The 24,309-nt window shown below is 50.9% G+C and carries 39 protein-coding genes; 2 read left to right on the top strand and 37 right to left on the bottom strand.

From position 1 onward, the window contains the following. The first annotated feature begins 371 nt into the window (after positions 1 to 371). Positions 372 to 1,592, top strand: coding sequence for a cysteine desulfurase-like protein (locus F4Y64_05945; GenBank protein ID MXX97140.1), 1,221 nt, complete (start codon positions 372 to 374; stop codon positions 1,590 to 1,592). Positions 1,593 to 1,992: 400 nt separating this feature from the next. Beyond that, on the top strand, positions 1,993 to 3,723 hold the full coding sequence (locus tag F4Y64_05940; protein ID MXX97139.1) for a transposase: 1,731 nt from the start codon (positions 1,993 to 1,995) through the stop codon (positions 3,721 to 3,723). Positions 3,724 to 3,752: 29 nt separating this feature from the next. On the opposite strand, the gene F4Y64_05935 is transcribed toward F4Y64_05940, so the two are convergent. The 37 genes from F4Y64_05935 to F4Y64_05755 all read right to left on the bottom strand — a co-directional run. Beyond that, positions 3,753 to 4,454, bottom strand: coding sequence for a hypothetical protein (locus F4Y64_05935; protein ID MXX97138.1), 702 nt, complete (start codon positions 4,452 to 4,454; stop codon positions 3,753 to 3,755). Further along, positions 4,447 to 4,761, bottom strand: a complete 315-nt coding sequence (locus F4Y64_05930) for a tetratricopeptide repeat protein (GenBank protein MXX97137.1) — start codon at positions 4,759 to 4,761, stop codon at positions 4,447 to 4,449. Before F4Y64_05930 ends, F4Y64_05935 begins: the two co-directional genes overlap by 8 nt. Positions 4,762 to 4,825: 64 nt before the next feature. Next, positions 4,826 to 5,623 carry a TPM domain-containing protein gene (locus tag F4Y64_05925; GenBank protein MXX97136.1) on the bottom strand — a complete coding sequence of 266 codons (798 nt, stop codon included), beginning with the start codon at positions 5,621 to 5,623 and terminating at the stop codon, positions 4,826 to 4,828. Beyond that, positions 5,595 to 6,197, bottom strand: coding sequence for a LemA family protein (locus tag F4Y64_05920; protein MXX97135.1), 603 nt, complete (start codon positions 6,195 to 6,197; stop codon positions 5,595 to 5,597). The genes F4Y64_05925 and F4Y64_05920 overlap by 29 nt, the downstream gene beginning before the upstream one ends. Positions 6,198 to 6,226: 29 nt before the next feature. Further along, positions 6,227 to 6,649 (bottom strand): Holliday junction resolvase RuvX, encoded by a 423-nt coding sequence (gene ruvX, locus F4Y64_05915; protein MXX97134.1) that lies wholly within the window; start codon positions 6,647 to 6,649, stop codon positions 6,227 to 6,229. Positions 6,650 to 6,659: 10 nt separating this feature from the next. Beyond that, complete coding sequence (locus F4Y64_05910) at positions 6,660 to 8,888, bottom strand: bifunctional (p)ppGpp synthetase/guanosine-3',5'-bis(diphosphate) 3'-pyrophosphohydrolase (GenBank protein ID MXX97133.1); 2,229 nt, start codon at positions 8,886 to 8,888, stop codon at positions 6,660 to 6,662. 119 nt (positions 8,889 to 9,007) lie between these two features. Further along, positions 9,008 to 9,808, bottom strand: a complete 801-nt coding sequence (locus tag F4Y64_05905) for a 50S ribosomal protein L17 (protein MXX97132.1) — start codon at positions 9,806 to 9,808, stop codon at positions 9,008 to 9,010. A gap of 12 nt (positions 9,809 to 9,820) precedes the next feature. Then, on the bottom strand, positions 9,821 to 10,807 hold the full coding sequence (locus F4Y64_05900; GenBank protein ID MXX97131.1) for a DNA-directed RNA polymerase subunit alpha: 987 nt from the start codon (positions 10,805 to 10,807) through the stop codon (positions 9,821 to 9,823). A 33-nt stretch (positions 10,808 to 10,840) separates the two neighbouring features. Next, a complete protein-coding gene (rpsD, locus tag F4Y64_05895; GenBank protein MXX97130.1) occupies positions 10,841 to 11,443 on the bottom strand; it encodes a 30S ribosomal protein S4 in 603 nt (200 codons plus the stop codon). Positions 11,444 to 11,476: 33 nt separating this feature from the next. Beyond that, the gene (gene rpsK / locus F4Y64_05890; protein MXX97129.1) at positions 11,477 to 11,881 is read right to left on the bottom strand and encodes a 30S ribosomal protein S11; all 405 of its coding nucleotides are present in this window, start codon (positions 11,879 to 11,881) and stop codon (positions 11,477 to 11,479) included. A 15-nt stretch (positions 11,882 to 11,896) separates the two neighbouring features. Continuing rightward, positions 11,897 to 12,277: a 30S ribosomal protein S13 gene (rpsM, locus tag F4Y64_05885; protein ID MXX97128.1), complete on the bottom strand. Its 381-nt coding sequence runs from the start codon at positions 12,275 to 12,277 to the stop codon at positions 11,897 to 11,899. 6 nt (positions 12,278 to 12,283) lie between these two features. Beyond that, positions 12,284 to 12,400 (bottom strand): 50S ribosomal protein L36, encoded by a 117-nt coding sequence (locus tag F4Y64_05880; protein MXX97127.1) that lies wholly within the window; start codon positions 12,398 to 12,400, stop codon positions 12,284 to 12,286. A 70-nt stretch (positions 12,401 to 12,470) separates the two neighbouring features. Next, on the bottom strand, positions 12,471 to 12,689 hold the full coding sequence (gene infA / locus F4Y64_05875) for a translation initiation factor IF-1 (protein ID MXX97126.1): 219 nt from the start codon (positions 12,687 to 12,689) through the stop codon (positions 12,471 to 12,473). Beyond that, entirely contained in the window at positions 12,682 to 13,503 is an 822-nt protein-coding gene (gene map, locus F4Y64_05870; protein MXX97125.1) for a type I methionyl aminopeptidase, read from the bottom strand. Before map ends, infA begins: the two co-directional genes overlap by 8 nt. Continuing rightward, entirely contained in the window at positions 13,500 to 14,819 is a 1,320-nt protein-coding gene (gene secY, locus F4Y64_05865; protein MXX97124.1) for a preprotein translocase subunit SecY, read from the bottom strand. Before secY ends, map begins: the two co-directional genes overlap by 4 nt. Before the next feature lie 20 nt (positions 14,820 to 14,839). Continuing rightward, complete coding sequence (locus F4Y64_05860) at positions 14,840 to 15,310, bottom strand: 50S ribosomal protein L15 (protein MXX97123.1); 471 nt, start codon at positions 15,308 to 15,310, stop codon at positions 14,840 to 14,842. A 4-nt stretch (positions 15,311 to 15,314) separates the two neighbouring features. Next, positions 15,315 to 15,515, bottom strand: a complete 201-nt coding sequence (gene rpmD, locus F4Y64_05855) for a 50S ribosomal protein L30 (protein ID MXX97122.1) — start codon at positions 15,513 to 15,515, stop codon at positions 15,315 to 15,317. Between the two features lie 4 nt (positions 15,516 to 15,519). Next, positions 15,520 to 16,053: a 30S ribosomal protein S5 gene (locus tag F4Y64_05850; GenBank protein MXX97121.1), complete on the bottom strand. Its 534-nt coding sequence runs from the start codon at positions 16,051 to 16,053 to the stop codon at positions 15,520 to 15,522. Positions 16,054 to 16,073: 20 nt separating this feature from the next. Next, positions 16,074 to 16,439, bottom strand: coding sequence for a 50S ribosomal protein L18 (locus F4Y64_05845; protein ID MXX97120.1), 366 nt, complete (start codon positions 16,437 to 16,439; stop codon positions 16,074 to 16,076). Positions 16,440 to 16,452: 13 nt separating this feature from the next. Continuing rightward, on the bottom strand, positions 16,453 to 17,013 hold the full coding sequence (locus F4Y64_05840; protein MXX97119.1) for a 50S ribosomal protein L6: 561 nt from the start codon (positions 17,011 to 17,013) through the stop codon (positions 16,453 to 16,455). A gap of 1 nt (position 17,014) precedes the next feature. After that, positions 17,015 to 17,416 carry a 30S ribosomal protein S8 gene (rpsH, locus tag F4Y64_05835; GenBank protein MXX97118.1) on the bottom strand — a complete coding sequence of 134 codons (402 nt, stop codon included), beginning with the start codon at positions 17,414 to 17,416 and terminating at the stop codon, positions 17,015 to 17,017. Between the two features lie 4 nt (positions 17,417 to 17,420). Then, complete coding sequence (gene rpsN / locus F4Y64_05830) at positions 17,421 to 17,690, bottom strand: 30S ribosomal protein S14 (GenBank protein MXX97117.1); 270 nt, start codon at positions 17,688 to 17,690, stop codon at positions 17,421 to 17,423. Between the two features lie 23 nt (positions 17,691 to 17,713). Further along, positions 17,714 to 18,283, bottom strand: coding sequence for a 50S ribosomal protein L5 (gene rplE / locus F4Y64_05825; protein ID MXX97116.1), 570 nt, complete (start codon positions 18,281 to 18,283; stop codon positions 17,714 to 17,716). Positions 18,284 to 18,287: 4 nt separating this feature from the next. After that, positions 18,288 to 18,668 carry a 50S ribosomal protein L24 gene (gene rplX / locus F4Y64_05820; GenBank protein MXX97115.1) on the bottom strand — a complete coding sequence of 127 codons (381 nt, stop codon included), beginning with the start codon at positions 18,666 to 18,668 and terminating at the stop codon, positions 18,288 to 18,290. Between the two features lie 6 nt (positions 18,669 to 18,674). Next, on the bottom strand, positions 18,675 to 19,043 hold the full coding sequence (gene rplN / locus F4Y64_05815; protein ID MXX97114.1) for a 50S ribosomal protein L14: 369 nt from the start codon (positions 19,041 to 19,043) through the stop codon (positions 18,675 to 18,677). A gap of 9 nt (positions 19,044 to 19,052) precedes the next feature. Beyond that, on the bottom strand, positions 19,053 to 19,316 hold the full coding sequence (rpsQ, locus tag F4Y64_05810) for a 30S ribosomal protein S17 (GenBank protein ID MXX97113.1): 264 nt from the start codon (positions 19,314 to 19,316) through the stop codon (positions 19,053 to 19,055). Continuing rightward, on the bottom strand, positions 19,309 to 19,512 hold the full coding sequence (locus F4Y64_05805; GenBank protein ID MXX97112.1) for a 50S ribosomal protein L29: 204 nt from the start codon (positions 19,510 to 19,512) through the stop codon (positions 19,309 to 19,311). The genes rpsQ and F4Y64_05805 overlap by 8 nt, the downstream gene beginning before the upstream one ends. 6 nt (positions 19,513 to 19,518) lie before the next feature. Beyond that, a complete protein-coding gene (gene rplP / locus F4Y64_05800; protein MXX97111.1) occupies positions 19,519 to 19,944 on the bottom strand; it encodes a 50S ribosomal protein L16 in 426 nt (141 codons plus the stop codon). Positions 19,945 to 19,972: 28 nt separating this feature from the next. Then, positions 19,973 to 20,776, bottom strand: a complete 804-nt coding sequence (gene rpsC / locus F4Y64_05795; protein ID MXX97110.1) for a 30S ribosomal protein S3 — start codon at positions 20,774 to 20,776, stop codon at positions 19,973 to 19,975. Positions 20,777 to 20,789: 13 nt separating this feature from the next. After that, on the bottom strand, positions 20,790 to 21,134 hold the full coding sequence (locus F4Y64_05790) for a 50S ribosomal protein L22 (protein ID MXX97109.1): 345 nt from the start codon (positions 21,132 to 21,134) through the stop codon (positions 20,790 to 20,792). A 6-nt stretch (positions 21,135 to 21,140) separates the two neighbouring features. Next, the gene (gene rpsS / locus F4Y64_05785) at positions 21,141 to 21,422 is read right to left on the bottom strand and encodes a 30S ribosomal protein S19 (GenBank protein ID MXX97108.1); all 282 of its coding nucleotides are present in this window, start codon (positions 21,420 to 21,422) and stop codon (positions 21,141 to 21,143) included. 2 nt (positions 21,423 to 21,424) lie between these two features. Continuing rightward, positions 21,425 to 22,258 (bottom strand): 50S ribosomal protein L2, encoded by an 834-nt coding sequence (rplB, locus tag F4Y64_05780; GenBank protein ID MXX97107.1) that lies wholly within the window; start codon positions 22,256 to 22,258, stop codon positions 21,425 to 21,427. Positions 22,259 to 22,262: 4 nt separating this feature from the next. Continuing rightward, on the bottom strand, positions 22,263 to 22,562 hold the full coding sequence (locus F4Y64_05775; protein MXX97106.1) for a 50S ribosomal protein L23: 300 nt from the start codon (positions 22,560 to 22,562) through the stop codon (positions 22,263 to 22,265). A 5-nt stretch (positions 22,563 to 22,567) separates the two neighbouring features. Beyond that, on the bottom strand, positions 22,568 to 23,209 hold the full coding sequence (gene rplD, locus F4Y64_05770; protein ID MXX97105.1) for a 50S ribosomal protein L4: 642 nt from the start codon (positions 23,207 to 23,209) through the stop codon (positions 22,568 to 22,570). Positions 23,210 to 23,217: 8 nt separating this feature from the next. Continuing rightward, entirely contained in the window at positions 23,218 to 23,847 is a 630-nt protein-coding gene (locus F4Y64_05765) for a 50S ribosomal protein L3 (GenBank protein MXX97104.1), read from the bottom strand. Positions 23,848 to 23,873: 26 nt separating this feature from the next. Next, positions 23,874 to 24,182: a 30S ribosomal protein S10 gene (gene rpsJ, locus F4Y64_05760; protein ID MXX97103.1), complete on the bottom strand. Its 309-nt coding sequence runs from the start codon at positions 24,180 to 24,182 to the stop codon at positions 23,874 to 23,876. Positions 24,183 to 24,196: 14 nt separating this feature from the next. Next, positions 24,197 to 24,309: hypothetical protein (locus tag F4Y64_05755; GenBank protein ID MXX97102.1), on the bottom strand; the 113-nt coding region annotated here is incomplete at its 5' end.

Raw genomic sequence — 24,309 nt, 5'->3', positions numbered from 1 at the left:
AAAGAGCACTCCGGCAAACACTACGAGAACAGCGGATATACGCCCAAGAAATCCTCGCCCCCCCCCCCGATTTTCAACACAGCCGAACATTTTGCAAAAACCCCTTGCGTGGAAGCAAATATTGCTCTGGAAGTACCAATGGCATATTTGCAGGCTGGAAAGGAGTTTTGCAAGAAGTTCGGCCTTACAAATAAAGAAGATTGGGATTACACATTTTGATGGGTCGAAATTTCTTAGAGACTCCGGCAGGATAAACATTTCCGAGAAAAATGTCAAGTGTGTGCTCGAGGTTGTCAATCAAGATTAAAACAAATCGCATGTATTCATCACATTCTGTGTAATCAGAGAATAATTCCATTCAATGGCTAATCATGCATCAAGCAACGATTACGACAGAGGCAATCCGCCGATTCTTTCCCGCGCTGCAACGTGAGCATAATGGCTATCGGGTAGCCTATTTCGATGGGCCGGGAGGGACACAGGTGCCCACGGTGGTGGCCGCTGCCGTCGTAGATTATTTGCTCCACCACAATGCGAACACACATTGGGCATATCCTTCAAGCACCGAAACAGACGAGATTCTAAGTCGTGCCCGTGAAGCCTTTGCCGACTTCCTCCACTGCCGACCTACAGAAATTGTGTTTGGTCAAAATATGACCACGATAACGTTTCATGTTGCACGCGCTTTGGGACGATCCTGGCAGTGTGGAGACGAAATACTCATCACTGATCTTGACCATCATGCAAACATTGACCCTTGGAAAGACCTCGCCCGGGAGCACGGATTTGTCATACGCTCTACAAAATTCAATCCTGATACTGGACGACTGGATCTAGATCATCTCCAAAGCTTGGTTTCTGAACGTACCCGGTTGATTGCAGTGGGAGGTGCATCAAATGCTCTCGGCACAATTAATGATATAAAATCAATCACCAAAATAGCACGTGAATCCCAGATTCTTTCGTATGTGGATGGGGTGCATTATGCTTCACACGTTTTGTGTGATATGCAAGATCTTGGATGCGACTTCTTTGCTTGCTCCCCTTACAAGTTTTATGGCCCCCATGCAGGAGTATTTTATGGCCGTCACGAACTGCTTGAACGTCTGGATGTCCCACGCCTCAAGCCAGCGGACTCGGATGCTCCAGAGCGCATGGAAACCGGCACCTTAAGCCACGAGGGGATTACCGGATCCGCTGCGGCGGTTGACTTTCTTGCATCTCTGACTCCTAGCCAATCTCGGCGTGCAGCACTTGAGTCTACCTATTACGAGCTTCATGAGCGTAGCCAGCTGCTCTTCAAACACTTATGGGAAGCATTGGGGGATATCAGTGGTGTCACTCGTTATGGACCATTGCCATCACAACCCCGTACGCCTACCTTGGGCTTTACCGTTCAAGGGTTTACCTCCGAAGAGGCCTGCAGACAACTAAGTCATTACGGCCTCTTTCTCTCGCATGGTGATTTCTACGCATCTACTGCTGTTGAAAAACTAGGGATTGAAGGACTGATCCGGGCAGGAATTTCCTGCTACACCAATATCGATGAAGTGGATCGGCTGATTGCTGGTGTGAAAAAAATCAAGACGTGATTTTGCTCAAGATTCCCCAAATAACGAGAAAAAACCTGTAAATATCATGACATCATAGATCGCATGTGTCCAGGCAACGACAGCAAATCCCCGTACTAGCCTGAATTTCCGGGGAGTTCAAGATAGGCGCAATTTGGCGAAAAACCTTCTGAAGGAAGGTTCCGCACCGTTTTTTCATATTTTTCTGTGAACTTAAGAACATAATACCACTATTATAGAATCATTCCTGCTTCTCTCGAAGCCAGGAAGTGTGTCTCGTTTCATCCCGCTCTTGGCCCCTTGCCTGGGCGATTTCTTCCCTTCACTCCGCAGTTTTGTCGTTCTTTCCGGCGCGACCCGAGTGGTCATTTGGTTCTTTATTTTGCTTTTATTATATTGGCTGTTACTTCATACTTCATAGATGACAATGGAACCCCGCTCCCCCTTCTTTGCCCAGCCCGACTTCCGTCCCATGCGACAATACGAAGCCCTTCGTGCCTATCTCCATGAAGGATGTTCCGTGGAAGAAGCCGCCGAGCGCGGCGGCTATACCCCCGGGTCCTTTCGAAACCTTTTGACCCGCTTCCGCAAAAACCCGTCTCCGTTCTTCTTTTGGCCGCAACCGGAATCCTCATTGTCGGCGGTCAAGCCCCCGGATCCCCGACCCGCCCAAATTCTCGCACTGCGAACCGAACAGGGCTTGACGATCTATGAGATTCAGGATGCATTGAAGAAGCGGAAGATGCCGGCCAGTCTGGGATACATCTATGGCATTTTCCAAAAGGAAAACCTTCCGCGTCTGCCCCGCCGCGCGGCCCGTACGCCGCGAACGGTCACGGCCGACCGCCGCAAACTGGATCTCAGCGAACGATCCTTTCACACCGAGTTTGCGGGGTTGTTTTTGTTTGCCTTTGATCTGGCTCGAATGGGACTGGACGATATTCTGGAACAGGTCGGAATGCCCCGGACCCGCATGATCCCGGCGGATTGTGCGGTTCGCTCGCTTTTGGCCCTGAAGCTCTCGGGCATTGGGCGCCCCTCCCAGGTGATGGCCGAAACCCTGGACCAGGGCCTGGCTCTGTTTGCCGGTCTCAATGCCATTTGCAAACGCACGGTCCTGACCGAATACTCCATCCAGGTCGATCCGACCTTTGCAGGGCCCCTGATGCATCGCTGGTATCATGCCGCCGCACAGTTGGCCGATGTCGTGGGAACCGGGGCTTCCGTGGACCTGGACTTTCATACCATCCCCTACCATGGAGATCAGGCTCTGCTCCAGAAACATTTTGTCTCTAAGCGAAGCCGACGACAGCGTGGAATCCTCACCATGCTGGCCCGCGATGCCCAGGCACATGTCTTTTGTTATGCCGATGCAACCCTGAGAAAAGAAACCCAGAACGATGCCATTCTGGAATTTGTCCGCGATTGGAAGGCCCGGACCGGAACCCTTCCCGGAGAACTTGTCTTTGACAGCCGATTTACCATCTACGCAAATCTGGCCGTATTGGACCAGATGGGAATTGACTTTCTGACCCTGCGCCGCCGACACGCCGCATTGGTCCAGAAAATTCATACCCTGGAACCATCCGCCTGGACCAAAATCCGCCTGACAAACATCGGTCGGGCCTACCGAACCCCGAGTATTGTCGATGAAATCATTACCCTGCGGACCTACCCCAAGCCCCTGCGACAACTGCTCGTCAAAAATTTGGGCCATGACAAACCAACCGTACTCATTACCAATCAGATGAAACGTTCGCCCAACCAACTCATTGATCGCTATGCCCGGCGCATGGTCATCGAAAATATTATCAGCGATGCCATTGACTTCTTTCACATGGATGCCTTGAGCTCGGCCGTTCCCATGCGCATCAACGTCGATGTCCAACTGACCGTCATGGCCAGCGTGCTCTATCGACTCTTGGGGACCCGGGTCGCCCAAGGCTATGAAAAGGCCGAGGCTCGCACCCTCTACCGAGACCTGGTCCGCCACAGTGGAAAAATCACCATCACCCACGATAAAATCCTCGTCCACCTCAGGGCTCGTGCCAAAGACAACTATCTCATTGCCGCTCAATATCCTGAACTACAACAGAACATCCCTTGGCTAGGCAACAAAACCCTCCAAGTCCAGTTCGCCAAACGACCCTGAAATTCACAAGAAAAAATCAACGCGGGAATTCAGGCTAGGAAGACAACGCTAAAAACCAATCCAAAGATTGCGCGGAAAAGAAATACATCCAATACCCAAGGGTCCCCATAAGCGCCAAAATGATGTATAGTGCTGAAGCTGAGTGCGCCGATCACTGCGGCGATGCTATACATCAATTTTCGCTGATTCGGAAAAAACAGCCGCAGCGCTAGAAAAGCTCCTCCTACAATTAGTACGCGAAATAACAACTCCTCATAGATTCCGGCTCCGAGGGAAAGGACGATGTTCGTCGCGATCCCGTGGGTTTCCCCCTCCTGAATAATCATCAACGGAGAGAGCAATAGTTGCGTAATTCCTGAAACAAAAAATGCCAGACCAATTGCATAAATGGCACTTTCCAGAATGACCAAGCCAGGATACCGAGTACTGAACGTCACATTCTTTTTCCGTTCCCAAACAGTGATGCCAATCCCTATAATCAGAACTATCCCAAGTAAAACAAGCTCATGGGTGAGTCCAAATTTCGAAATAATACTCTTGAGTATACCCTCGGAAGAAATGCGAACTTGTGAATCTCTACCCATGTTGACCCAAATGATCCCCACTTCATAGAGAATCACAAGGGGCAATGCCATCAGGAATCCCCAGGTTGCCGTACGGGTGGACTGAAAATACCCCTTGATGCCTGCATGCTCTGCAGAGTCCGCATACCGGAAATCGTCGTCACTCATTGTCCAATTCCATCAGCGCCTGCTGTAATTCTGCACGCTCCTTGAGAGCTCGCAATCGACTGCAAATCAGGATCCCCTCCTTGTACGTCTGTTCAGCATCCACTAGACGCCCGAGCTCTACGTACAATTTCCCTAAATGATAATAGACTCCCGTATAGTCTTGATCAGCCGACAAAGTGGCTCTGTACCACTTCAGAGCTTCTTCTAACCGTTCTCGTTTCTGGTGTTCAAATCCAAGAGCAAACAGGGTAAATGGATCCGACGAATCCGCCTCATGGAGCTCTAAGAGTAATTTTATTCGATCCATGTGGTTCAGATTGTCTGGGAGTCAAGCTCCAAAACCGTGATCCCCCTCTCGGATCGATCCACGTTTACCAGCTTCCGCCAGCACCTCCTCCGCCAAACCCTCCTCCTCCAAAACCACCACCGAAGCCACCTCCAAAGCCGCCACTTCCTCCAAATCCACCGCCACCGCGACCGCTGGCATGCCCTAACAAAAACATGAGCGGAATCAAACCGTCATCACCATAATGACGCCTATGACCACGACCTCCTCCTCTGTTTCGAGTTGACATCACAATTGCGAACACCACAACCATCAAAAATAGAAGTGTCCCTCCCCAATCACCACTTCGATTTGATGATCGTCTAGGTGGTAAGGATTCGGCCGTATATTCGCCTGCCGCAGCCAGCATGATTGCATCCACTGCACCGACCAAACCAGCATAGTATCTACCTTCTCGAAAATCCGGCACAATAATATCGCGCACAATGCGACCGGCCAACACATCGGGAATGGCCCCTTCTAGACCATACCCAACTGCAATGAATACGGAGCGATCCTCCGTACTGACAACGATCAGGACGCCGTTATCTGTTTCTGACTGACCAACTCCAAGAGATTGCCCCAATTCCGTTGCATACTCGGCTATGTCCTGCCCTTCTAATGATTGAAGCGTACGTATCGCAATTTGATTCGAAGTGCTGTCCTCATATGATTGTAATACAAGGGACAACCGCTCTTCCTCCCGTGCAGTCAAGATCCCGGCATCATCCAAAACAGTCCTCTGTTGCTGAGCCAGGATTTGCTGAGGAGTAGCAACCAACACAATAAAGAGAATCCAGTTTTTGATGCTGCACCTACGAATCAAAATCAACCTCAGGCGCATTTTGTGCACCACTCTCTGCTTCAAATGAGGATCTGCGGCTATGTCCGAACATACCGGCAAAGATGGCTGCAGGGAATTGGCGGATTGCTGTATTATAGGATCTTACGACACCGTTGTAGCGTGTACGCGCGGTGTTGATGCGATTTTCCGTCCCTTCCAACTGTACCTGCAAATCACGGAATCCTGCGGTCGCCTGTAACTGCGGGTAATTCTCGCTGACCACCAGCAATCTGCCCAGAGCACCTGATAATTGGGATTGTGCCTGCTGGAATTGTGCCAGACTCGCAGGATCACGCAGATCATCTGCAGATACATTGATGGATGTCGCTCGAGCGCGTGCCTCGGTAACGGCCTGCAGTGTTTCCTGCTCAAAATCCCCCGCAGCCTGTACCGTACTTACGAGATTCGGAATCAGGTCCGCCCTCCGCTGATACGCGGTTTGAACGTTACCCCAGGCTTCTTCAACTGCCTCTTCCTGGCCAATCAAACTGTTGTAGGTTCCACAACCCGCACAGCCTGCAAAGCCTACGAGCAGAATAACTACGATGAGTATCAATGTGCTTGGGTTACGCATATTCAAATTATGGTTTTTCTGTGCGTACGTTAATTGAGTCCAGTGGTTTCGGAAATTGACTCCAGATATTCCTGCAGGATGATACAGGCTGCAACCTGATCAACACTCCTCCGACCCTTTTTACCATGTCGGCCGGCCAACCGCGATTTGGCTTCCTCCGAAGTATAACGCTCATCCCAGCGTATGATTTCCACATCAGGAAGACGCCTGCACAGTTGGTGGATATACCGATCCACACGCCGAGTGGCCTCCCCTTCCGTCCCATCTTCGTTTAGAGGCCAGCCAATCACGATCACACGGATGGTGTCTCTCTTATGAAGAGAAATCAGCTTCTCTATGGAAGATTCAGGACTACAGGTATCTAGGGGATGTGCAAACAGATGCAGCGGGTCGGCCATCGATAACCCAACTCGCTTGGTACCGTAGTCGACAGACACAATCCGTGGAGGTATTTGGATTCCCTTATTCTTCAAAACGATAGACACCACGGATATTGTCAACTCGTTTGATGCGCTCAATCAGACGTTTGAGATGCTGCAGATCACTGACCTGAAGGATAATCGTACCCTCAAAAAAGCCGTCCTCGGTCTTCACTGTAATGGACAGGATATTCGTCTTCAGATTTCTGGAGATGACCGTAGTCAAATCATGTAGAATACCAACGCGATCCTCCCCAATAACACGAAGCCCGACAACAAAGCGCACATCTTTCTGCCGACTCCATGTACACGATTGGATGCGATCTGGATGGTTTACCAGTAAGTGTGCCGCATTCCGACAACCTGTTCGATGGATGTTTATAGAACCGGCTTTACTCGTGTATCCAAAGACCGAGTCACCTGGAATCGGGTTACAGCACGAAGCATACACCGTTGCTAAGCCTCGAATGCGTTCTCCGTTGATGAGAAGTGCCTCAGCACCGTGGTCCTGCACATGTTCGAGAAAGGAAACGGAGGGTTCCGGCGAAGCTTCAATCTCTTCATCAAGGTCAGGTGAATCTCCCGTTCGTAGATACTGGATGAGATCCTGTACATCCAAAAGACCGGAAGAAATCTCATAAAACATCTGTGCTGACGTCGAATAATTAAATTGATCGGCCAGCTGTATCAGTTCATCTTCCGTTAACGAAATCCTTGCACGCTTCGCTTTTTTCTCCCAAAGTTGCCGCCCATATCGCACCGCTTCCCGACGTTCCTCATTAATGCGATGGCGAATGCGACTTCTCGCTTTGTGTGTGACCACAAACTTGATCCATCCCGGGTTCGCCGTAATTTTCTTCGACGTAATAATCTCAACCTGATCACCACTCCTGAGTTTGTGCGATAATGGTACCATTTTGCCGTCAACTTTGGCACCAATACAATGGAACCCAATGTCAGTATGAATCTGGAATGCAAAATCTACTGGTGTTGCCCCCTTGGGGAGGGCTTTTAGGTCTCCTCTCGGAGTGAACACATAAATCTCGTCTGTATACAGATCTAGACTGAACTCTTGGACAAATTCAGTTGCCTGCTCCGCATCTGGGTTCTCCATAAGATCATGAACCCAGGTGAGGAATTGGTCCATCTTTGCATCCATTCCATCCACTCCCTCCTTGTACTTCCAGTGTGCAGCCACACCACGCTCAGCGATTTCGTGCATTTCCTGTGTTCGAATCTGAACCTCTATTCGACGTCCATCCGAATCCAGCACCGTCGTGTGCAGGCTCTGATACCCATTCGATTTGGGTACAGAAATAAAATCCCTAAAGCGCTCAGGTATTGGTTTATATAGATCTGTTACAATGGAGTACACCCGCCAGCAATCTTCTTTCCCCTTTCCCCCACCAGTTTTCAACACGATCCGAATTGCAAACACATCATAAATTTCCTGCAGCGGTTTATTCTGGGCCTGCATTTTTCGGAAAATCGAATACAAGTTCTTGGATCGCCCCCTGACTTCAAAATCAAACCCTTGCTGACGAAGGCCGGTACTGAGTGGTTCAATGAAACTGCGGATGTGCGCCTCCCGCTGCTGCCTGCTACTCTTGAGCCCGGAAACGATTGCAGAATATGCCTCTGGCTCAAGGACTTTAAGGGCCAAGTCCTCCAATTCGCTTTTGATGCGCTGCAACCCAAAACGGTGTGCCAAGGGTGCAAACAGACTTAATGTTTCTGTAGCAATCTTGAGCTGCTTCGCCGGAGGAAGCGACTCAATCGTCTTCATGTTGTGCAGGCGGTCGGCGAACTTTACAAAGATCACACGCACATCCTGAGCCATAGACAGGATGAGCTTACGAACGTTCTCAGCCTGCCCTAGAGCGCGGTTCGCATAGATACCACGAATTTTAGTCAGCCCATCAATCAGCAGAGCCATCTGTTCGCCGAACTCTGCCTTCAGAATTTCAATAGTTAGGTCCGTATCCTCCACCACATCATGCAGGAGCGCGGCACCAACACTCGTGTCATCCAGTCGAATTTCCCGCGCGACAATACGGGCAACTGCGAGTGGGTGTGAGATGTAGAGTTCACCAGATGCACGTATGTCATTTCTGTGGGCCCAGTAACTGAGCTTAAAGGCCCGCCGAATCATAACCTCATCAACAACCGGGAGATACTGATGGCAGTCCGCAATCAGGTCATCCAATTGCTGCCCATATGGCTCTGCAATGGTTATATCACGTTCCTGAAGAATTCCCGACGTTTCCAACATCTTGGCAGCACGATCTACCCACTTGTGTTGCAATTATAGTGCAAACGCAAAAAAACCCGCTGGGATCAATTTCCGAGCGGGTTGATGATTTTTCCACCAATGTACGGTAAGCACAGCTCCTACGATGGCGTACTCTCCTTTCCACCCGTTGCCGATTTATCCGACTTGGACTCGGCAGAGTTCTTAGCATCATCCTCTACCTCCGTAGATGCGTCTTCTGTCTCAGGGGTAACGTCTTCTGCCGATGCATCTCCTGCCTCCTGTGCAGTATCCTCTACTGATACATCTTCTGCTTCCGGCGCGGTATCCTCTGCGGACACATCCTCTACCTCGGGGGCATTATCTTCTGAGGATACATCTTCTACCTCGGGAGCAGCATCTTCTGCCGGCACATCTTCCACCTCCGGTGCGACTTCCTCCACCTCGAGTACATCTTCTTCCTCCACAGACGAGGGAATCGTTGCTGCATCAGCAACTTCTACCTGCCGAGGAGTCGAGCTTCTACGACGACTTCCCCGACGTGTACGACGGCGGCGTGTGCTGCGGGTCTCGGCAACCGAGTCATTATAGTCTACCAGTTCAATCACGGCCATCTCTGCAGCATCCCCTTGACGCTGTCCCAACCGAAGGACCCGAGTGTAACCACCTGGCCGATCACCTACCTTCTCAGAAATCTCGTCAAAGAGTTCTGTCACCGCAGCCTTGTCCATCAGATGCCGAAAGACCTCCCGGCGATGATGCGTTGTATCTACACGAGCCCGGGTAATCAGTGGCTCAACGTAAATGCGCAGCGCCTTGGCTTTCGTCAGGGTTGTCGTGATCCGTTTATGTCGAATCAGCGCTACGGAAAGTGCCGCCAAAGTTGCCTTGCGGTGCGAGGCAGTCCGACTGAGCTTGTATCCCTTCTTGGCGTGTCTCATTTTGGTAACTGACTAGGAAGCAGCCGGTCCAGGAGCAATCCGTGAAAGGTCCATATCGAAACTCAGGCCAAGTTCTGCAAGCAAAGCTGAAAGCTCTTTCAGAGACTTATTTCCAAAATTTCGGAACTTCAGCATGTTCGCCTCATCGTGACTGACCAAATCTCTGATCGTTTCGATGTTGGCAGCCTTCAGACAATTCTTTGCACGAACGGACAATGGAAGGGTATCGACACTCAATTCAAGCTGCTCTTGGATCTGTAGAATATCGAAATCTATTCTCGACGATTCAATGGTCGGCACCTCAACATAATCCATATCTATAAATGGATTAATATGATCCTTCAGGATGCTGGAAGCCTCCTTCAAAGCATTCTGTGGGATAATCGAACCATCGGTAGCCACTTCCAACTCCAACCGCTCATAATCTACACGTTGCCCCACACGAGTGGGCTTTACAGTAACGCGAACACTCTTGATCGGAGTATAGACTGCATCTAGGGCAATTACCCCTATTGGGTCCGTGTCCCGCTTGTTCTCGTTGGCCGGGACATATCGACGACCTGTCTCTACCCGAAGTTCGACACCAAAATCCACCCCTTCAGAGAGTGTAGCAATATGATGGTCCGGGTTCAACACCTGGTAGTCATTCGTGGCTTCACCAATATCCTGGGCCGTCCAAGCACCGGGCCCCTTGATCTTTAGATTGATCAATCCACTCGCAAAATCCATTGGCCTGAAACGGACCCCCTTGAGGTTCAAGATGATATCGGATACATCCTCAGCAACTCCCTGAATTGTCGAGAATTCGTGTTGCACCCCATCAATTTTCACCGCAGTGATTACTGTCCCCTGAAGCGAGGAAAGTAGAACCCGCCTGAGAGAGTTGCCGATCGTCTGGCCAAACCCACGTTCAAGAGGTTGAATTACAAACCGGGTAAAAGTAGGGGTCACCTCTTCCGTCAGAACCCCTGCCGGCATTTGAATTCTGTGTCTGCTCATATTCAACAATTGAGTTCAAAAAATCACAGTTGATTACTTAGAGTAAAGCTCCACGATCAACTGTTCCCGAATATTCTCCGGTATATCGGAGCGCTCAGGGAAATCTAGGAACTTCCCGCTCAGTACCCTCCGATCCGTTTCCAGCCACGAAAACACGCGGCGGTTCTTTTTTACATTTTCAATAAATATGGGGTTTTGTCGACTCCTCGGTCGCACCGAGACAATATCTCCCGGGCGTAGCTGATAGGAGGGAATATCCACAACCTGGCCATTGACCAGGATATGCCCATGTGTGACCATCTGCCGTGCCTGCCGCCGGGTTGAACCAAACCCGAATCTGAAGACCGTATTGTCCAGACGTGCCTCCAGAAACCGGAGCAAATTTTCACCGGTCACCCCCTTCTTGCGGGCAGCCTTTTCAAACAGGTTCTTGAACTGCCGCTCCAGAACCCCATAAATATGTTTTGCTTTCTGCTTTTCTTTCAGCTGAACAGCATACTCACTTTCACGACGACGCCGTTTCTGGCCATGCTGTCCTGGCGGATTCGGCTTGCGCTCCAGTGATTTACTGGGACCAAAAAGCGGTTCATTAAACCGCCGTGCAATCTTCTGTTTTGGTCCTCTGTAACGGGCCATGATTGTTTTTTACTCGAATCGGTGATAAAGAAGTCAGACACGCCGACGCTTAGGCGGACGACAACCGTTGTGCGGAATCGGCGTCACATCACGAATCGATGTAATATCCAATCCCGAAGTGTTCAGGGCACGAATGGCGGATTCACGTCCAGAGCCAGGCCCCTTGACAAATACATCTACACGCTTTAATCCCAGATTGACCGCCTCTGTCGCTGCAGTCGTGGACGCAACCTGCGCCGCATAAGGGGTACTCTTGCGACTTCCCTTGAATCCCTCCTTGCCCGAAGAAGACCAGGAAATACAATTCCCATACTGATCCGTAATGGTGACAATCACGTTATTGAATGTCGCCCGGATAAATACCATGCCGTTTGATTCAACCACCACCCTTTTCTTCCCAGAACGACCTGGACCCTTACGCCCCTGCTTTTTTGCCATTTATTTATTCTGTAACTATTTGCGTGGTGCTTTCTTTTTCCCGGCAACGGTCTTCTTGCGTCCCTTACGTGTCCTTGCATTCGTTTGCGTTCGCTGACCACGCACTGGTAGGCCACGTCGATGCCGTAAACCGCGATAACAGCCAATATCCATGAGCCGCTTCACACTCATCTGGATCTCAGATCGAAGCTGTCCCTCAACGATATAATGATCTTCGATCAGGCGGCGGACTTTTTTGGTCTGTTCTTCTGTCCAGTTCTCTGGACGAGCATTGGGATCCAGCCCAACCCGTTCCAGAATTTCCTGTGCACGAGAGCGTCCCACACCAAAAATGGACGAAAGTGCAATCTCACCGCGCTTATTCGGCGGCACATCAACTCCAGCTATTCGAGGCATATAATCCTATCCCTGCCGCTGCTTGTGCTTCGGGTTCTTTTTATTAATGATATAAAGGCGGCCCTTGCGTCTGACAATCTTGTCATCCGCACTCCGCTTCTTGATACTCGCTCGCACTTTCATCTCTGAAGTGTGTAAATGGCTAATTTTTCAAGCAAAGTTTATTGGTACGCACCACAAGCCTTATGGGTTCCTATTTGTAGCGATACACAATCCGGCCTTTTGAAAGGTCAAAAGGTGAAATTTCGACCTTTACCCGATCACCAGGAAGGATTTTGATGTGATACATTCGCATCTTCCCGGCAAGCAATCCAAGGATCGAGTGTCCATTTTCAAGACGCACCCTGAACTGGGCGTTCGGTAAGGCGTCGGTAACTTCGCCGTCAAGTTCAATTGGTTTCTGTTTAGCCATACGTTAATGTTTGTGTTCTCTCGTAGGGAGCAGGAATAACCTCCTCAATGTATTCAAAAGTCGTAAGTACCTCCGGGGTGTCTGTACGAATACAGATCATGTGCTCGTAATGCGCCGAAGCGGTGCCATCAGCGGATCGGACCGTCCAGCCATCTGAATCTACAGTGATTTCAGACGTTCCAAGGTTTATCATCGGTTCTATGCACAGCGTCATCCCCGTTCTAAGGCGGCGTCCTTTGTTTGGCCTGCCAAAATTGGGGATCTGTGGAGACTCATGCAATTTGCTTCCAATCCCATGGCCAACCAGCTCCCGCACCACCCCCAGGTCCTGCGCCTGACAATGACGCTGAACCGTGGAGCCAATATCTCCAATTGTCGCATGGGGAGTCGCTGCTGCAATTCCCAGCATTAAAGCCTCGTGCGTTGCAGTGCAGAGCCGGGTTTTGTCTAGATCCAGATCTCCAACCCCAAACGTATATGCACTATCACCAAAATAACCGTTCAGATGTACGCCGCAATCAATGGACACCAGGTCTCCCTCACAGAGGGTATAGCTGCCCGGGAATCCGTGGACTACCACATCATTCACTGATATGCAGAGCGCGGAAGGGAACGGGGGAAGTGAGCCCATACGATACCCTTTAAATGCAGGCTCCGCACCATGGCTTCGAATAAAATCTTCAGCAACCCGATCAAGTACCTGGGTTTCCTGCCCTGGAGATACATACCCGGCAACCTCCGCCAACGTTTTTGAGACCAAATCCGCACACTCGCGAAGCAGAGCAATCTCATGAGGGGTTTTCAGCATACTCATCGAGTCCTCCCTCGAATACGGCCGCTTTTCATAAACCCATCATAATGACGCATCAAAAGATGACTCTCCACCTGTTTTAACGTATCCAGTGTCACGCCAACCATAATTAGCAGGCTCGTCCCGCCAAAGAACTGGGCAAACTGCTGTGTCTCCGTCAAACCAAGTTGTACCGCAAATGCCGGGAGAATCGCTGCAAACCCAATAAACAGTGACCCAGGAAGCGTGACACGCGTGAGGATGGCATCAATAAATTCACTGGTCTGCTTACCTGGCCGGATTCCGGGAATAAATCCTCCCTGACGTTTCATTGTATCGGCCATTTCCTTCGGATTGACCGCAATCGCAGTGTAGAAATAGGTAAAGAATACACACACGAAAAAGAAAATGATGGAGTATCCCCAACTGGTGAAGTCCAAGAAGAGTGCCCCGAAACGCTGCATCAGTTCGTTATTTGGTGCAAACTGCGCGATAGTGCCCGGCACGAACATGATGGACTGTGCAAAAATAATGGGCATCACGCCTGCTGCATTGACGCGTACAGGTAAGTATTGAGTGCTTCCTCCATAGACCTTACGCCCAACTACACGCTTCGCATACTGCACTGGAATCCGCCGGGTACCCTGCGTCATCAGAACCACAAATGCAGTCACAACCACTAGGACACCTACTTCAAAAAGGACAAGGAAAATGTTTGCCGATTGACGCACTTCATTGATGAATGCCTGAGGCAAAAATGCAATAATCCCGACTGTAATGATCAGTGAAATTCCATTACCGATCCCGCTTTCGGTGATCCGCTCCCCAAGCCACATGACAAACATGGTACCCGCCGTCAGGACAATCACGGTTGTTACCATGAAAAATCCCTGAGAAATCACAATTGCAGATGGAACCGTTCCCCAAAGGAACAAGCTGTAACCAATCGACTGCAGCATGGTAATGCCCGCCGTACCATAACGCGTCAACTGCGTTATCTTTCGGCGCCCTTCCTCTCCTTCACGTTGAAGTTTCTGGAAATACGGCACTGCCGCACCGAGAAGCTGGATAATGATGGAGGCCGTGATGTACGGCATAATCCCCAATGCGAATACACCCGCTTGAAGGAAAGCACCCCCTACAAAAAGATTGAAAAATCCAAAGAGATTGTTTGGATCTCCCTGTGCAAATGCACTTGTGAGTTCTGCAGCATCAATGCCGGGCAGAGATACGTATGCCCCAACCCGATAAACGATTAGGATCCCAAGGGTGTAAATGATCCGCTTGCGCAACTCATCAATCTTCCAAATACTGCGTAAGCTATCGGCAATTCCCGCCATTCAGAGTTCTCTCGACTGAGTTAGTTGGCTGACAGTTGCTGGATTGATCCACCCGCTGCCTGAATTTTTTCTTCTGCTGACTTACTGAAAGCGTGAACCTCAATGTTTAAGGCAACGGTCAGTTCACCACCTCCGAGGATCTTAATTCGATCATTCTTGCGGACTAAACCCGCTCCTACTAATGAATCTGGCGTAATCGGTTTGTCTGCGCTCAGCCTCCCGGCTTCAACCAGCGAACCTAGCTGGCCGAGATTCAATACGTTATAGGATACCCGATTAGGATTTTTGAATCCAAACTTGGGAACCCGACGCTGAAGCGGCATTTGGCCGCCTTCAAACCAAGCCGGCATCCGATGATTGCCGGTGCGGCTTTTTTGCCCCTTATTCCCTCGTGACGAACTGTGCCCTCCCTTGCCGGATCCGACCCCTCGGCCAAGTCGCTTATTACGTCTTGTCGAGCCCTTCGCGGGTTTTAGCGTTCCTAAATTCATGTGTCTATTCCGTTTCCTGCTCTTGAGCAGTGATTTCTTCGACCTTGACCAGATGAGATACACTGCGCACCATACCCCGAATAACTGGAGTATCATGATGCGTCACCGTGTGATGCAGGCGACGCAATCCTAAAGCTTTCATCGTCCGGCGCTGACGCCCCGATGAACCGATCAAACTCCGTGACTGAGTAATTTTGAGTGACATCATCTTATCCTTCAAAGACGCGGTTCAGGGGAATTCCACGGCGACGTGCCACTTCCAGGGGATGCTCCAAGCTCTTGAGTGCATTCATGGTCGCCGCAACTTGATTATGCGGATTACTGGTGCCAAGCGACTTGGACAGTACGTTGGTGATCCCCACACACTCAAGGACTGCACGGACTCCGCCACCTGCGATCACGCCCGTCCCCGGAGATGCAGGCTTCAACAACACGCGTCCTGCATCTTTCTTGCCAATCACCTGATGGGGGATCGTACCTGTCTTGGTCACCGGAACAGAGATTAGGCGTTTTTTTGCATCTTCCGTCCCCTTCTTGATTGCGTCCGCAACTTCATTTGCCTTACCAAGCCCCGTACCTACATGGCCCCGGCCATCACCAACGACGACCACCGCATTAAATGAAAAACGGCGTCCACCCTTGACCACCTTGGCCACACGTTTCACTTTGACCAAACGATCAATCCATTCCGTCTGATCCGTGGATTCACTGCGGTTGCGCTGCTGATTTTGCGTTCTTTGCATTGCGTCCTATACTTTTCAAATTAAAACTCTAATCCACCCTTACGGGCACCTTCAGCCAACGAACGGACACGCCCGTGATACCTATAACCGTTCCGGTCAAACACGACTTTGCGGATTCCGTGCTCCGCCGCACGTGTAGCAAGCCGCTCCCCCACGACCGAGCCTGCATTTACTGGGGAGTCGGCCTCATGTCCCTGGTCGAGTGTGGATGCAGCAACGAGTGTCTGACGTGTATCATCATCAACCAATTGCGCATAAATATTGCGATTGCTCCGAAACACGGTCAACCTAGGACGCTCTGCCGTCCCATGTACTTTACGACGAATACTACGCTTGGTACGGAACCTCCGTACTGCTTTAGCTGATTTGAACTTGCTGGTGGCCATATCTGCTGATCAACTACTTAGTAGAAGCTGTTTTCCCGGCTTTTCTTCGAACATACTCATTCACATAGCGAATCCCCTTACCCTTATAGGGCTCCGGTGGTCGCAGGGAACGGATTTTGGCAGCAACCTGCCCAACTGCCTGCTTGTCAATTCCGGATACCATCACCTTAGGATTTCGTCCACGTCCACCCCCCTCAGCGGTAATGTTCACCCCCTCAGGGGGTACAAAGTAAATGGGATGAGAGTACCCAACTGCCAATTCCAGTACTCCTTGCTTCACTTCTGCACGCGTTCCCACTCCAATAATCTCCAACTCCTTCTGGAATCCTTCCGTGACTCCCTGAACCATGTTCGAAAGGAGCGAACGGTACAGACCATGCATGGCGCGATGGCGTTTCTGGTCCGTCGGTCGTTCAACCTTGAGCATATTTGCGTCCTGCGATAAAGTCAACTCAGGCGAAACCTGGAGCTGCAGTGTTCCTTTGGGGCCCGTTACCGTCACCTCATTCCCTTTGGAGATACTGACTTTGACCCCTTCGCTGACTGCAATACTTTGTTTTCCAATCCTTGACATCTTAAAACACATGTGCGAGCACTTCACCACCTACATGAATGCGCTCGGCTTCTTTATCGGTCATCACCCCCTGTGAAGTAGACAAGATGGCAACGCCAAGTCCGTTCTCAACTCGAGGCAACTTATCTGCTTTCGCATATACTCTCAAACCTGGCTTGGATATCCGCTTCATTGATCGGATCGCGCCACTCCCATGGCGATCATACTTGAGATAAATGCGCAAACGCCCCTGACCTTCATCATCAACGTTCAAAAACCGCGTAATGTACCCTTTGTCTTTCAAGATCTGAGTAATCGCCCGCTTAATCCGGGATGCCGGAACGTCTGTGTACCTATGTCCTGCCATCTGCGCATTCCGCAGTCTGGCAAGGTAGTCTCCAACCGGATCTGTAATAACCCCCATTTGCTCACCAACTTGATTTACGAATTCCCGGAATTTTCCCGGCCCGGGCCATGTCACGGAATGCAATTCTTGACAGACCATACACCCTGATATACCCGCGTGAACGCCCCGTCAGTTGACACCGATTGCGCAATCTTGATGGACTTGCATCACGCGGAAGCATCTGCAGGCCCTCATAATCGCCTTTGGCTCGCAGCTCCGCTCTGCGGTCAGCATATTGCGCAACCATCCGCTCGCGCTTCTTCTGTCGGGCTATAACACTCTTTTTTGCCATGTACTCTGTTTTCTTTCGTTATCTCAGGCGGCTGCGCTCTGTCGACGTACAAATGGCATCCCCAGCTCCCTGAGAAGCGCAAAAGCTTCTTCATCCGAGGATGCACTTGTCACAAACGTAAGTCCAAGACCCGATATGCGCTCGATTTGATCCACATTGATTTCAGGGAAAATAATTTGCTCCTTGATTCCCAAAGAGTAATTCCCCCGACCATCGAAACTTCCATCAGGGACACCACGAAAATCCCGTACCCGTGGCAAGGCCAGCGTGATCAACCGATCCAGGAATTCCCACATACGATCCCCGCGAAGCGTGACACTGGCACCGATTGGCATCCCCTCACGAAGCTTGAAATTCGAAACACTCTTGCGTGCACGTCGCACAATCGGCTGCTGGCCAGTGATCCGCCGGAGCTCATCCACTGCGCCATCCAAAAGCTTTTGATTCTGGGTAGCCTCACCGACACCTTTATTGACCGTGATCTTGACCAGGCGCGGAACCTGCATCCGGTTCCCGTAAGAGAACTGCTTAGTCAACTGCTCAATAATTTCTGATTTGTATCGCGTCTTCAAACGCGGTTCATACTGTGCCATAACCCTAATTCAACTCCTCTCCCGTTGATTTTGCATAACGAATCCATTCTCCCCGACCCGTTTCCGGATCTTCAATTCGTTTACGTCCGATTCGTGTTGCCAGACCGTTGCTGTCCACGGGCTGTACATTGGAAATATGAATAGACATTTCACGCTGCACACGGCCGCCCTGTGGGTAGACCTGATTGGGACGGGTATGGCGGATCCGCAGATTGACCCCTTCTACAATCACACGCCCTTCGTCGGGAAAAACGCGAAGAACTTTTCCAACGTATCCCTGATCCCGGTCAGGACTTCCCTTGGAAGCCGTGATCGACTTTGTCAACATGACCATGTCTCCTTTTTTGACATGGGGTTTCTTCGTTTTTCGTCGTGATTGACCCATAATTCTCTAAATCACCTCTGGAGCCAGGGAAACAATACGCATATACTGTTTTTCGCGTAATTCCCGTGCCACCGGTCCAAAAATTCTAGTACCTCTGGGCTCTCCCTGAGCATTCAGCAGAACCGCTGCGTTTTCGTCAAATCGGATATAAGACCCATCCGTACGACGTAATTCTTTGCGTGTCCGCACGACAACGGCTCTGGATACATCCCCCTTTTTGACATCGCCACCAGGAATCGCAGACTTCACGGAGACCACAATACGATCTCCGATCCGTGCATAACGCCGGCCGCTTCCTCCCAAAACACGGATACACAGCACTTCTTTTGCACCGCTATTGTCCGCTACGGCTAATCTGGACTCTTGTTGTATCATCGGATTGGCTTATTTCGCACGTTCCACAATTTCCAACAGACGCCATCGCTTCTTCTTACTCAATGGTCTGACTTCGTTGATTCGCACCGTATCACCCTCGCGAGCCTGTTCCTGCTCGTCATGTGCGAACAGGCGTCCGGTTTTCTTGATAAACTTTCCGTAAATCGGATGTCGAACCTGGCGCTGAATACCGACCACGATCGTCTTGTTCATCTTGTCACTAAGAACAATCCCGGTACGCTCTTTCCGGGAAGATCTTTTTACATCACTCATGTTTATCCTCGGCAGCCTGCTCCTTAAGAATTGTTTTCATGCGTGCTAGAAAGTGACGTTTTTCTCTAAGCAGCATCGGGTTCTCCAATTGTGCAATGGCATGTCTGAATTTTAATTCGGCCAATTGCTCTTCTTCTTCACGAATCCGCTCCTGCACCTCCTCGATGCTGAGGGCTCGTACTTCAGTTGCTTTCATGGTCATCTAATTCTCCACATAGTCAGGCCGCACAACAAACTTGGTTTTGATTGGCAATTTTTGCTGAGCCAACCGCATGGATTCCTTTGCAAGCTCGAGGGGGACTCCTCCACCAATCTCGAACAGGATCCGACCGGGATGAACAGGCGCTGCCCAATGATCGATGGCACCCTTGCCTTTCCCCATCCGAACCTCTGCGGGCTTGCTGGTGATCGGCTTGTCGGGAAAAATTCGAATATAGACCTTCCCCACACGTTTCATCCGTCGAGTCATTGCAATTCTCGCGGCTTCAATCTGTCGACTGGAAATCCGTCCTGGCTCAAGAGCTTTGATCGCAAAATCCCCAAAATTCACACGTGCACCGCGTGTTGCATTCCCTTTGATCCTGCCTTTTTGTTGCTTGCGGTACTTCGTCCGCTTTGGCATCAACATGGTTCGTGTCTCTCTTTACCTTGGATAACTATTGTCGATTCCCACCTCTACGTCCACCGCCTTGACGACCTGCACGGGCTCCACGACCCCCACGGCTCCCGCGGCGGCGATCCCGAGCCTTACTGCTTTCACTGCCACGTCCTCCCGTCTGCATTTGACGCAATTGCTGGCGCTGGGCCTGCACGTTCGGACTAAGATCTGGTCGCCCAAGTATTTCACCACGGTAAACCCATACTTTCACTCCCGTGGTTCCATAAATCGAATACGCGGTCGCCTCTGCGTAATCAATATCAGCACGAATCGTATGCAGCGGCACACGCCCCTCCAGATACTGTTCAACCCGTCCCATTTCGGCACCGCCAAGCCGCCCGCTCACTTTAATCCGAATCCCCTGTGCTCCCATACGCATCGCCCCCTGGAGTGCCTGCTTCATAGCACGCCGGAAGGAAATCCGTCCTTCAAGCTGTTGTGCCACATTTTGCGCAACCAGACTGGCGTCCAATTCTGGCCGTTTGATCTCATTGATATTGATCTGGATCTCCTTGGTCGTGATCCGCTTGAGCTCCTCACGCAATTTTTCGACTTCTTGGCCTCCTCGGCCGATAACGACACCTGGCCGGCTGGTGTGGAGCGTGAAGATGATCCGCTTCGGTGTACGTTCAATCACAACACGACTGAGACCGGCACGCTTTAGCCGAGCCGTGAGATAGCGGCGCAGTTCTTCGTCTTCAAAGAGCTTGGCAGCAATATCTTTCTTTCTGGCATACCAGTTCGAATCCCAGCCTCGGATGGTGCCGAGACGAAAGCCAACTGGATGTGTTTTCTGACCCATTGATTAAGAGCTACTAGATTTCGGCTTGAACAGTTACGGTTAGATGGCTCATACGCTTGCGGATCGGGTGTGCCCGACCACGAGCGGCGGGTCGAATCCGTTTAAGTACAGGGCCTTCATCCACCCTGATTTCCTTCACGAAAAGATCATTCTCGTCGAACCTCTCGTCTGGATTTTTATCCATGAGATTATGTACCGCTGACCGGATGGCCAGAGATACAGGCCTGGTCGCAGCATGCGGCAGAAAATGCAGTATATTCAGCGCCTCAGGAACCGATTGGCCCCGAACCACATTGACAATGCGCCGCATCTTACGTGGCGAACTGGGAATATATTTACGTATTGCGCGTGCCTCCATGGTCAATTAGCTCCCCCGTCTGTCTTTTTTGGACCCGGCGTGACCACGGAAATTTCTCGTCGGGGAAAATTCACCCAGGCGGTGTCCCACCATATTTTCGGTCACGTAAACCGGAATAAACTGTCTCCCATTGTGAACCGCGAATGTATGCCCCACAAAATCCGGGGTAATCATAGATGCACGACTCCAGGTTTTCACTACCTTTTTCTTATCCGTCTGATTCAGCTGGTCCACCTTACGTTGAAGCTTATGGTGAACAAAAGGTCCTTTCTTGAGAGATCGCGCCATGGTTATCTGCGTTTGGCGTCACGTCGACGCACGATGTACTTGTCTGAAGCGGACTTACGCTTACGGGTCTTGTATCCTTTGGCCGGAACCCCCGAAGGAGAGCGCGGATGTCCTCCACTCGCCTTTCCTTCTCCACCGCCCATCGGATGATCAACCGGGTTCATGGCAACTCCCCTGACCTTGGGCCGAACCCCCATCCAGCGTCGGCGACCGGCTTTGCCCAAATCAATATTCATGTGATCCGGGTTACTGGTTGTGCCGATCGTTGCCCTGCACTCAGCAAGAATTCGACGAACTTCTCCGCTGGGCAGTTTCAGCGTAACATACTTGCCCTCGCGGGCGGTCATCTGGGCAAATGTACCCGCAGAACGTGCAAGCTGAGCACCTTTACCAGGCTTCATCTCAATTGCATGCACGAAAGTCCCCAAAGGGATCCTTCCCAATGGCAGACAATTACCAATCTCCGGCGGTGCATCAGGACCATTTTGGACCTGCTGGTCCACTGCAAGTTTATCCGGTGCAATGACATAACGCTTGTCGCCATCTGCATAGACCAGCAATGCAATCCTCGCTGACCGATTTGGATCATACTGGATGCTTGCGACGCGGGCAGGGATGTCATCCTTGTTGCGCCGGAAATCAATCACCCGGTAGCGTCGCTTATGCCGTCCTCCCTGATGGCGTACCATGATACGCCCGGTAGAGTTACGGCCGCCACGGCGTTTGACTGGGCGTAAAAGCTTCTTTTTCGGCGTGCTGTCGGTAATCTGATCAAAAGCAGACACCGAGCGCTGACGCTGCCCAGGAGTAACCGGATTAAGTTTTCGAATCGCCATCGTCCTATATGCTCTCGAAGAAGTCAATCTGCTCACTGTCCGGCATCAGCGTCACAATCGCCTTTTTATAGCTGGCGGTTCGTCCGAGTCTGACCCCCTGACGCGTCATCTGGCGGCGATACTTGCCGCGCACATTGATCGTACGTACTTCCTTGATCTTGACCGCTGGAAATCTCTCCCGTACGGCCTGCTTGATTTCGATTTTATTGGCCTTCGAATCTACGATAAACGCGTAGTGTCCCTCTTCCATCTGTGCGGAGAGTTTCTCGGTAACCAAAGGCCGGATCAATACTTGTCGACTCATGGCAATCAGTTGCTTAGCGTTGAGGCCCAAAGATTGCTCCATACCGCGAGGGCATCCTCCTCACACACCAATATCCGGGCGCGGAGAATATCCTCGGTGCTTACGTTACGAGCTTCACGTACCACAACGCGGTCCAAATTTCTGCTAGAGCGAAATAGTTCAGGGCGATTGGAAGCCGTCACGATCAGTACCGGCTGCCCCTCCAGTTCCAGATTCCCCAGAAGAGTGAGCAGTGCACGCGTGTTGGGGGATTCATAGTTCAGAGGATCCACCACACGGATCGCGTCTTCGCGAGCCTTGTAGGTGAGTGCGGAGCATCTGGCATTGCGACGTACTTTCTTACTGAGCCGCACATTGTACCGATGTGGCCGCGGACCAAAAATTCTCCCTCCACCTCTTCGTAGCGGAGAAGCCGCATTCCCGGCACGTGCCATCCCGGTACCTTTCTGGCGGTAAAGCTTGCGGGTTGATCCTTTGACCTCTCCACGTTCTTTGGTTTTATGGGTACCCTGGCGCGCTGCAGCTTGAGTTCTGCGCACATCTAACCACAGAACATGATCATTTGGGTCTATACCAAAAACTGCCGCGTCGAGGGCAATCTTCCGACCTGCAGGCGATCCATTATGCTGATAAACGTCCAACTTCATGCTTCCGATCAGCCTTGTTTAAATAGTTCTACCACTCCATCGACCGGTCCTGGAACCGCACCACGAACCAACAACAGATTATGTTCAGGGATAATGCGGGTCACATCGAGGTTTTTGACCGTGACACGCGCGTTTCCCATTTGACCTGCCATACGCATTCCCTTGATCACCCTCGAGGGATCACTGGAAGCACCGATAGATCCAGGTGCACGTTCGCGGTTATGCTGTCCGTGGGTCCGGTCGTTCACCCCGTGAAAACCATGACGCCGAACAACACCCTGAAACCCTTTCCCCTTACTCAATCCCGCAACATCAATCATCTCCCCCTCCACAAAAATATTCTCTACACGAACCTCATCTCCGACCTCCGGCATATCACCAGCCCACTCAAACTCCTTGAGTACACGCTGAGGGGAAACCCCTGCCGCCTGAAAATGGCCATTCAATGCTTTACTTGTCCGTCGTTCTTTACGGGCGCCAAATCCGAGTTGGACGGCATCATACCCGTCCTGTCCATCGTGCCGTTTGACCTGCACGACGTGGTTTGGGCCAGCTTCAATGACGGTGCAGGGAATATTATTTCCCGCTGCATCAAAGATGCTGGTCATGCCAACCTTTTTACCAATCATTCCACTCATTGCCACGCGAAAAGGGCTACTTCCAATTACACCTTGATTTCTACATCAACACCACTGGGAAGCTCAAGCTTGAGCAATGCATCCACTGTCTTGGTGCTCGTTGAGAGTATATCGATAAGACGATTATGACTCCGGCTCTCGAATTGCTCCCGACTTTTCTTATTTACATGCGGGCTTCGCAGCACGGTATACACCGCCTTTTTGGTCGGAAGCGGAATGGGTCCACTGACCAAAGCGCCGGTCGCTTTCACCGTCTTAATAATTTTCTCCGTGCTCTTATCGATCAACGAGTGATCGTAGGATTTGAGCTTGATACGGATTTTTTGCCCTGTCATGATCAGGCGTATATTTAGTCAAGAATTTTGGTGACGACACCGGCACCGACTGTCCGGCCGCCTTCACGGATCGCAAACCGAAGCCCCTGCTCCATCGCCACCGGCTGAATCAACTTCACCTTGAACT

It is taken from the genome of Rhodothermaceae bacterium, assembly GCA_009838195.1.
In the GTDB taxonomy this organism is placed as follows: domain Bacteria; phylum Bacteroidota; class Rhodothermia; order Rhodothermales; family Bin80; genus Bin80.
The sequence above is the reverse complement of the archived record's forward strand: the minus strand, read 5'-3'. Positions and strand labels throughout refer to the sequence as shown.